Consider the following 9,178-nt stretch of genomic DNA (forward strand, 5'->3'; position numbering starts at 1 on the left):
GCATGCACAAATAAGTATAGCATGAACTATTTTTAGTTTTCATTAATAAATATTGACAAACTATTGGCTGGTTTAGTGGAAGAAGGAGTAATATGTTTTATCTAATGATGGAAGTTTGTTTTGAAAAATTCTTTTTTTACGTAAATTGTATAAGCTAATACGATAATTGACCAAATTAAGTTCCCTAAATATGGTTGATGTGATTGATAAGTTATAAGTAGAGAACTGACTATTCCAAAGAGAACAGAATAGATTATCATTGTCCAAAAACCCCATTTTTTCAATCTTATATAACCATAGACCATTCCCAATGAAAATAAAGCTACAATCACTAACATCAATCGTTCAGGTACATTCGGCAGTCCAAACCTTTCAGCTATACCAATAGGATTAGCATCAGCACTATAAAAAATAGCTGAAAATAATAAAACAATTGCACCAAAAATATAAAAATAACTTATCAATGAAACGCCTATAGGTCTCTTCACTTTTACACATCCAATTTTCATTATTATAAATCAAAGTTTTTATTTCTTGCTCAACTAAACTGCTGCGTTAGTTGAACAAGAAAAAATTCCTCTATTAGTAATTATACCAATACTTTACAATTCATTCTGTAAAAATTAAAATATTCCGTCAATAAAAACCGATGTAGTTTGAAGGTTCTTTTAACATATCAATTAGCAGACTGATTAGTTGTATTACAACTTCCATTGTAGTGCGACCAAATAGGCTGCTAAACATAGAGCTAAAAACAGTGATATTAGTTCAAGAATGCCTATATAACAATAATAAAAGGACTACCAATCCATATGCGAATTAATAGTCCTTTTGTGTTGTGTTTTAAAATTTTGCACCTCTGAAGAGAACCCTTTAACATATGGATTCGCTTCTTTTTATTTTGCAGATACTTCCCTACCCATCCGTTTCTTCCCTTCTCGACATAAAGCCAATAAAGGACAGGTCGGACATTGTGGGTTTTGTGCTTTGCAGTGGTAGCGACCAAAGAAAATCAGCTGATGATGCGTTTTAGACCACTTATCGATCGGTGTCTTTTTCATTATCGTTTCTTCCACTTGCAATACTGAATCTTTCCAACGACATAAACCTAATCTTTTAGATACACGTTCAACATGGGTGTCTACAGCTAATGCTGGTACATCGAATGCAACTGAAAGGACTACATTTGCGGTTTTACGACCAACACCAGGGAATGTCGTTAACAATTCTCTATCCGCTGGGACTTGTCCATCAAAGTTGTCTATTAACAAACGGGATAATGCCTGTATGTTTTTTGCTTTATTGCGAAACAAACCAATTGAGCGAATATCATTTTGTAATTCTTCAACTGACACAGCCAAGTAATCTTCTGGGCTCTTATATTTAGCAAACAAGCCAGGTGTCACTTTATTCACTAAAACATCTGTACACTGTGCAGATAATAAAGTAGCCACTAATAATTCAAATGGATTGGAATGAACCAGTTCGCAATGCGCCTCTGGAAACATTCTCTCCATTTCGGATAAGCAAATTTCCCATTGTGCTTTTGATAACATTCATTCACATCCTTATTCGCGTTCTTCTAACCAATTATAGAAAGGTACCTTTTCTGTACGTGTTGTTTCAGAAGTTGTAGTACGTGCAGGAGCTGAGCGATATTGACTCGCCTGCTTTTCTACATCACTTAACGTCTTTACATTTTTCTTTTTCCATTCAAATAAAATACGGTCAATGTATCTCAAGCTCATTTTTTGTGCTAAGACGGCTTCTTTTAAAGCCGCACGAATGAGCTCAGGAGATAACTGATCTTGATCAAACCACATGGAAATCGTTTCACTTTCCATTGGAGATAAAAATCGACCGAATTCTTGTTCAAACAGTCTGAAAATCTCGCCTTCTTCATCTTTTTGGCTTTGTTGTTCTTTAGAGGTTTCCTCAGTAACCAAAGAGTCCAATAAGCGATTCCATAAAGAATAAAAAGAAAATGCTTCATTTAACATGCCGTTGTCATCGTATTTTTGCTCTATGGTTAAATAGCCTTTTTGAAAGAGCCGTTGCATAAGATGACTCACTTGTTCTTTTGAAATATGGGATCTTTCGGCTAAATCATCTGGAGTCGGAAAATGATTTCCTTTTTCAATAAATGCCGTCATATGGAGGATTAGTAGTGCTTCATCATCCTCGATGCCGCATGCTTTATATTGTTGAAAAAAGAGCTGGGAAATGTGTACATTTCCCTGCTCTGTCCAAATTCGGAGCCGATCTTGGTTTTGCTGTTGCATAACCGAACACTCCTTTATTATTTATGGGTACAAACGGTTTAATAAACGTGGGAATGGAATTGCTTCACGGACGTGTTCCGCTCCACTAATCCAAGCTACAGTACGTTCTAATCCTAGACCAAAGCCTGAATGTGGAACTGAACCTTGTTTACGTAATTCTAAGTACCACGCATACGCTTTTTCATCTAGTTTATGTTCTGCCAATCTTTGTTTTAATAAATCATAATCGTGAATACGTTCTGAACCACCAATAATTTCTCCAAATCCTTCTGGAGCAATTAAGTCGGCACATAATACGACATCATCACGCTCTGGATGTGGTTGCATGTAGAATGGTTTAATTCCGATTGGATAATGCGTAATGAATACTGGTTTTTCATAATGCTCAGCAATTGCTGTTTCATGTGGAGCTCCAAAATCGTCTCCCCACTCGATATCATTAAAACCTTTTTCATGTAAGAAGGTAATCGCATCATCGTAACTGATTCTTGGGAATGGTGCTTGAATATGTTCTAGTTTAGATAAATCACGATCTAAACGCTCTAATTCAATTTTACAATTTTTTAAGACCGATTGAACAATGTATGATACGTATTGTTCTTGTACTTCCAGGATTTCTTCAAATTCAACAAACGCCATTTCCGGTTCAATCATCCAGAACTCGATAAGGTGACGACGCGTTTTTGATTTTTCAGCACGGAATGTAGGTCCAAACGAGAATACTTTTCCTAATGCCATTGCCGCAGCTTCCATATACAATTGGCCTGATTGAGACAAGTATGCATCTTCGTCAAAGTATTTTGTTTGGAACAACTCAGAAGTTCCTTCTGGAGCTGATCCCGTTAAAATTGGTGGGTCCACTTTTGTAAATCCATTGTCATTGAAAAATTCATATGTCGCACGAATCACTTCATTACGAATTTTCATGATGGCATGTTGTTTACGTGAACGTAACCAAAGATGTCTGTTATCCATTAAGAATTCAGTACCATGCTCTTTAGGAGTGATTGGGAAATCAACTGCTTCATGAATCACTTCAATGTCCTTAACTTGAAGTTCGTATCCGAAAGTTGAACGCTCGTCTTTCGTCACTTCACCAATTACATACATAGATGTTTCTTGAGTAAGCGATTTAGCTTTAGCAAAAAGCTCTTCTCCTGCCTCTTCTTTTACAACTACTCCTTGAACGAATCCTGAGCCGTCACGAAGTTGAAGGAAGGCAATTTTACCACTTGATCTTTTATTAGCTAACCAAGCACCTAATTTAATCGTTTCGCCGAGATGTTTCGACATATCTTGAATCATAATTTTTTTCATAAGTTCCTCCAGAAATTACAGCAAATCTTCTTGCCATTTTGATCGTACAAACGAATCTATACGTGATACTGCTTCTTCAAGTAATTCTAATGATGTTGCATAAGACAATCGAATCGTGTTTGGTGACCCAAATCCTGAACCCGGTATAACAGCAACTTTGGCTTCTGTTAGTAAAGCTTCTACGAATGAATCAACTGATGAATACCCCGTTTTAACAGAAGCTTCTGTTACATCAGGTAATAAATAAAATGCGCCTTGAGGCTTAATTAAAGTAAACCCAGGAATAGCTGCTACTTTAGGGAATATCGTTTCAAGACGAGACTCAAAAGCTTTACGCATTTCTTCTACCGCATCTTGAGGTCCATTATACGCTTCAATCGCTGCAAATTGTGAAGTTGTTACAGGATTTGAAGTTGAATGACTCGCAAGATCGGTCATAGCGTTTATGATTTGTTTATTTCCAGCTGCATATCCGATTCTCCAGCCTGTCATTGAATGAGATTTTGAAACACCATTAATGACAATTGTGCGTTCCTTCGAGTCAGTAGATAACTCAGCAATTGAACGATGCTTCGCATCACCATATATCAATTTCTCATAGATTTCATCTGAAATAATCAGAATATCTGCTTCTTTACAAACATCTGCAATCTCTTGTAATTCCTGTTCCGAATAAATCATCCCCGTCGGATTACTTGGAGAGTTAATAATGATTGCTCTTGTTTTTTCAGTAATTGCATCTTTTATTTGTTTCGCTGATATTTTATATTCTTGATCAGCTGTCGCTTCGATATAGACAGGAACTCCACCAGCCAACTTCACTTGTTCCGGGTAACTCACCCAATACGGGATAGGAATGAGTACTTCGTCGCCTTCATTTAAAATAACTTGGAACAAAGTATATAGTACATGCTTAGCACCTACTCCGACTAAAATCTCCGAAGGTTCATATGTTAACTTTTGATCACGAGCTAATTTGTCTATGATGGCTTGCTTTAGTGCAGGCAAACCACCAGCCGGCGTGTATTTCGTCTGTCCATCCTTCATTGACTGATAAGCAGCGTCAAGAATATTTTCAGGTGTATTATAATCAGGCTCACCTGCGCCAAGACCAATTACATCGACACCTTGTTCTTTCAGTTGTTTCGCTTTTGCTGTAATTGCCAATGTTGTTGAAGGTGTTAATGTATGAACACGATTTGCCAATTGCATTTTCAAGGTCGATCGTCTCCTTTTACAAATTCAAAATACGCTTCCACCAATTTCCATTTTCAAACAGTAGATATACATAGTTCAATTTGTCATTTTCATTAAAGAATGTAATTTCCCAAACTACTTTAGAATCTTCAAAGCCAAGTTTTGCATGAAGAACTTCCTTCACTTTAAACTCGTCTTGGACGACTTTAATCGCTTGTTTTTCTGATATGCCATCTTTTAGAAGAACTTCTTCTATAGGGTCCTTTGATGCTTTTGTTGGAATAAAGACAGCTTTATCATCACCGTTTTCATCCATGCCAAATACAGTAACATAGGATATCGTCCCGTTATATACTTCTGCATCATCAACTTGAGCCAAAGCTTTTTGTTCAAGTGCCATTTGCACGGCACGATCCTCTTGATCTGAGAAAGGAACTTTTGATTGCCAAATGACAAATAAGCTAATAAAAACGGCAAGTGAGAGTACAAATACGCCAATAAATGTTATCCATTTTTTCATGTTATCACCTTACGTTTTGTAGATGGTAAAAACGGCTTTCTCATGATTTTCTTTTTCGAGTGCTAAACCAAACATTAAATCTTGGTGTTTTAATGATCGGTTTAAGACGTCCACAATTTTATACAAGTCTGATTGATAGTCCACGGTGACCGTGGAGATAATTTCGATTTTGCTTTCCATATGGAACCCCTTCTTTCTTCACTCATGCTTTTTCATTATACCAATGTTCAATATCTAAAACCATATCTTCTAGCGAGACTTTCTTAATAGAAATCGTCGGAAGAGATCGGATGAATTCTTCCCCATAAGACTTGGATTCAATTCTTCGATCTAAGACGATAAATACACCTCGATCTTCTGCCGATCGTATTAGTCTTCCAAAGCCTTGCCTGAACCGAAGAATTGCTTCAGGAAGTGCTAAAGCGGAAAATGAATTAATCCCTTGTGCCGTCATTTTCTCTGCACGAGTTTTAAAAATCGGTTCGTCTGGCGAAGAGAAAGGTAATCGAACAACGATTACAGCAGATAGTGCCTCGCCTGGAACATCTACCCCTTCCCAGAAACTGTTCGTACCGAATAATACAGAACGATTAAAACGCTGGAACGATTTCAATAACCGCATGCGACTTCCGGAAGTCATGCCTTGTGCAAACAACATATACTCTTCTAGCAATCCACTGTCTTGTATTAGCTCTACTGTTTTTCTTAACATGTCTTGCGAAGTAAATAAAACAAAACATCTACCTTCTGTTACCAAGACGGTTTGAATAACAGCGTCAGCAACCGCTTCAATAAAGTCAGTTTGTGATACTTGTTGAATGTGTGGCATATCTTCGACGATAAATAATCGGGCACCATTGTAAAAGTCTTTCGGCGACCCGTAAGACTTTATTGGACAAGTCAAAGGTAATCCTAGTTGGTTCGCGATGAAGCGTTTATTCCCAGGAACAGTGAGCGTCCCTGAAGTCCATACGATGCCGATTTCGCCTCTCCATTGCTGAAAGACTTCTTCTACAGCTTCACTACTTGAAATCGGCTTTTTAAATACATGGAGACTTCCTGGGATACTTCTTTGATCCATCTCGAGCCAAACAGAGTAGTCCGTTGTTGACGATAAAAAGATATCTACCCACTCGCCTGTTTTCATTTTGATTTCATTCAACCAATATTTCCATTCAGATGTGATTAATTGTTCCGAAAGCGTCATATCTTTTGGTAACTTCGCTGTTCTTTCCACAATTTTCTCCGCTAAATCAATCCATTTTTGCAACATCTGAAAATGAATATCAAATAACTCATAATCTAATTCGAAATTACTTAACAAAATAGATTGCTTTGAATGCCCTCTCTTGACAGGCATCTTCAGCATATTCTTCACAAGATCATCAATTGCTATATCAAACGTAGATACGAGCAAACTAAATGTTTCATTCAAATCTTTAAAAAGATAATCGATGGAATAATCTTGTTGTTCAACTAATCGATAATACTTCCCGGCCAATTGTTCCCCATCACTCAAACCAATTTGACCAAATACATATTTCCACTGAGTGAATGAAAACGTTCGTTCATCTCTTGTATTGGCAGCTTGTACAAATTGATGTGCTTCATCTACAATGCATGCCCCGATATTCGTTGTAAATAAAGGCTCTAATCGATCTTTGTCGCTGAACAACATAGCATGGTTTGTAATTAATAAGTCAGCTTCAACACTTTGTGAGAGTGCGTAACGGTGAAAATCATGTTCTGCCTCAGCTTGTTTTGAGGAAAAAGTCGTTTTCCGAATTTTATCAATGAACAATTGACCTCCACTTGATACATTTAACTCCTCCACATCGCCAGTTTGTGTGCGTGTTAGCCAGACAAGGATTTGAAGTATCGCAAAAGTATCATCATACGATTCATCGTCCGCTCTCATTAATTCTTCAAAACGAACTAAATCAATATAATGATTCGCTCCTTTAAGTAAGGCAACTTGAATCGGTGCTTGGACAATGGATTCGAGTTTTTTGACTTCATTGTCTCGTAATTGCTCCATTAAATGAGATGTATATGTACTGATAATCACTTTCTTGTTTTGCTGTTTCGCAAAAAAGTAAGCTGGAACTAAATAGCTAAGGGTTTTCCCTACGCCTGTTTCAGCTTCAATGGCAATTTCTTCTTTGTTTTGCAAAGTAGACCACACTGAATCCATCATTTGAAATTGTCCTTCACGCTCTTTAAAATCAGCCAAACCGTCGTTAAAGATCATTCTTTTTTGGTTTTTTGTCTCTGGATAATGCATTATCTGCTGATTCGATTGAACGGTTCTAGATTTCGGCAAGAGAGCAATGCCCTTATAAAAGTCAAAGTGCTCTGGTGCTGAACGTTTTCTTTTGTTTTGTAAAATTTCAAAGAACAATGATGCTAGGTCCGATTTTAATAAAAATGCACGTTTATGGATTTGCTCTAAAGTGGAAATCGGCAATTTCTCTATTTCTTCTTTACAGCGGATGAATAACTCCGCTGTTGCATACGCATCATCGTCTGCTCGGTGAGCTTGTTCCAAAACAATGCCAATTTCAGATGTAATGTCTGATAGCTTATAACTGAAAGAAGTTGGAAATAGCAGTCGAGAAAGCTCAACTGTATCCATCTTCTTCCCACTCCATTTTGGCATACCCGCACGTTTAAATTCGGCTTGCAAAAACGGCAAATCGAAATCCGCATTATGGGCAACAAATATACAATGTGCGAGTTGTTGATGAATTTCTTCTGCCACCTCTTCGAAGGTTGGTGCATCTTTTACATCTTCATCTGTGATATGTGTTAAATCTTGAATAAACATAGGAATTTTCTTGCCCGGTTGGATAAACGTTGAAAAGGTTGATTGAATCTTCCAGTCACGAATAAAAACCGCAGCAAACTGAATCATTCGATCACCTTTTTTAGGTGAATGACCCGTTGTCTCGATATCTACAATTGCATAAGTGGGACTATACATAATTCATCAACTCTCAGTTCAATAATCTGTCTCAAAAAATTGTATCACAATTTTTACAGTGACGTGTAACTGACACCCCTAAAACACGTCTACTCTAAAAAGGAGGAATATTAAAAATGATGAAAAAAGTATTAATGGGATTTGGTTTGTTGTTTTTATTCACATTAAGTGCATGTAATGCAGAACCAGAGGTACAAGTCGACGATGAAACGACAGATGGGGATCCGGCAGCAATTGAATTAACCACACAAGTTGAAGGAGAATTTGTGCGATTCGAAGGTGACAATGCAGTCGTCATTATGTATGAAGGCAAAGAAAATACGTATGAGATTGCTGAAGATGCGAGTGGGGATTTTGAGATTATTGAAGAGGGGAATAAAATTGCGTTTTCAACTAAAGAAGTAGATGGGAAAGAAATGATTGAAACACTCCGATTGAATGAATGAGTGAGTCCTCTAGGTATTAGTGAAATTAATTTTCTATCATATAATAAAGTCTGAATTATTTTGTAAAGATAAAATAAGTTGAATTCATTAAATGACCGCTTTCCGTGGGCTCGCTCCGAACTAACTCGAGCATAGCTCGAGTGGATTTCGACGTCTTCGCTTTCCCACAGGAGTCGGTCATTTAGTTCTTTATTCCGAAGATTAGTAGTAGCTAAATTTTGAAAAACAGGAGCACTAGCGCATCAACTCTTAGATGATACCTAATAATTATTGTGATTCTGCCTCATTATGATTATTTTTAATTCCATGAAACCTTTCCAGTTATTGTAACGTAATAGATTTAACTTAGATTATTTGGTTCTCCGTCAAATGTTGGGGTGGAGTGAAAATCACTTCACCTCATCCAACGTGATATCCTATTTTTTTATACTTG

At 37.1% G+C, this 9,178-nt stretch carries 9 protein-coding genes; 1 reads left to right on the forward strand and 8 read right to left on the reverse strand.

All coding sequences use genetic code 11. The annotated features are described in order from the left end of the window. Positions 1 to 101 precede the first annotated feature (101 nt). The 8 genes from ACHUE4_RS16415 to dinG form a co-directional block, all read right to left on the reverse strand. Complete coding sequence (locus ACHUE4_RS16415) at positions 102 to 488, reverse strand: hypothetical protein (protein ID WP_394192010.1); 387 nt, start codon at positions 486 to 488, stop codon at positions 102 to 104. A 408-nt stretch (positions 489 to 896) separates the two neighbouring features. Further along, positions 897 to 1,556, reverse strand: coding sequence for an endonuclease III (nth, locus tag ACHUE4_RS16420; protein WP_394192012.1), 660 nt, complete (start codon positions 1,554 to 1,556; stop codon positions 897 to 899). A gap of 12 nt (positions 1,557 to 1,568) precedes the next feature. Next, complete coding sequence (locus ACHUE4_RS16425) at positions 1,569 to 2,282, reverse strand: DnaD domain-containing protein (RefSeq protein ID WP_394192014.1); 714 nt, start codon at positions 2,280 to 2,282, stop codon at positions 1,569 to 1,571. Positions 2,283 to 2,303: 21 nt separating this feature from the next. Next, on the reverse strand, positions 2,304 to 3,599 hold the full coding sequence (gene asnS / locus ACHUE4_RS16430; protein WP_394192015.1) for an asparagine--tRNA ligase: 1,296 nt from the start codon (positions 3,597 to 3,599) through the stop codon (positions 2,304 to 2,306). Positions 3,600 to 3,614: 15 nt separating this feature from the next. Further along, positions 3,615 to 4,817 carry a pyridoxal phosphate-dependent aminotransferase gene (locus ACHUE4_RS16435; RefSeq protein ID WP_394192017.1) on the reverse strand — a complete coding sequence of 401 codons (1,203 nt, stop codon included), beginning with the start codon at positions 4,815 to 4,817 and terminating at the stop codon, positions 3,615 to 3,617. Between the two features lie 16 nt (positions 4,818 to 4,833). After that, positions 4,834 to 5,316, reverse strand: a complete 483-nt coding sequence (locus tag ACHUE4_RS16440) for a cell wall elongation regulator TseB-like domain-containing protein (RefSeq protein ID WP_394192019.1) — start codon at positions 5,314 to 5,316, stop codon at positions 4,834 to 4,836. A gap of 9 nt (positions 5,317 to 5,325) precedes the next feature. Further along, on the reverse strand, positions 5,326 to 5,496 hold the full coding sequence (locus ACHUE4_RS16445; RefSeq protein WP_394192021.1) for a YpmA family protein: 171 nt from the start codon (positions 5,494 to 5,496) through the stop codon (positions 5,326 to 5,328). A gap of 22 nt (positions 5,497 to 5,518) precedes the next feature. Further along, on the reverse strand, positions 5,519 to 8,299 hold the full coding sequence (gene dinG / locus ACHUE4_RS16450) for an ATP-dependent DNA helicase DinG (RefSeq protein ID WP_394192023.1): 2,781 nt from the start codon (positions 8,297 to 8,299) through the stop codon (positions 5,519 to 5,521). Positions 8,300 to 8,415: 116 nt separating this feature from the next. Between dinG and ACHUE4_RS16455 the strand changes: the two genes are divergently transcribed. After that, complete coding sequence (locus ACHUE4_RS16455; RefSeq protein WP_394192025.1) at positions 8,416 to 8,745, forward strand: hypothetical protein; 330 nt, start codon at positions 8,416 to 8,418, stop codon at positions 8,743 to 8,745. Positions 8,746 to 9,178: the final 433 nt, after the last annotated feature.

The sequence above is a fragment of the Paenisporosarcina quisquiliarum genome (genome assembly GCF_043641925.1).
GTDB classification, from domain to species: domain Bacteria; phylum Bacillota; class Bacilli; order Bacillales_A; family Planococcaceae; genus Paenisporosarcina; species Paenisporosarcina quisquiliarum_A.

What these genes read in the sequence shown, in the direction of transcription:
- nth (WP_394192012.1), bottom strand. Translation starts at nt 1,556, where the DNA reads ATGTTATCAAAAGCACAATGGGAAATTTGCTTATCCGAAATGGAGAGA.
- ACHUE4_RS16425 (WP_394192014.1), bottom strand. Translation starts at nt 2,282, where the DNA reads ATGCAACAGCAAAACCAAGATCGGCTCCGAATTTGGACAGAGCAGGGA.
- asnS (WP_394192015.1), bottom strand. Translation starts at nt 3,599, where the DNA reads ATGAAAAAAATTATGATTCAAGATATGTCGAAACATCTCGGCGAAACG.
- ACHUE4_RS16440 (WP_394192019.1), bottom strand. Translation starts at nt 5,316, where the DNA reads ATGAAAAAATGGATAACATTTATTGGCGTATTTGTACTCTCACTTGCC.
- ACHUE4_RS16445 (WP_394192021.1), bottom strand. Translation starts at nt 5,496, where the DNA reads ATGGAAAGCAAAATCGAAATTATCTCCACGGTCACCGTGGACTATCAA.
- dinG (WP_394192023.1), bottom strand. Translation starts at nt 8,299, where the DNA reads ATGTATAGTCCCACTTATGCAATTGTAGATATCGAGACAACGGGTCAT.
- ACHUE4_RS16455 (WP_394192025.1), top strand. Translation starts at nt 8,416, where the DNA reads ATGATGAAAAAAGTATTAATGGGATTTGGTTTGTTGTTTTTATTCACA.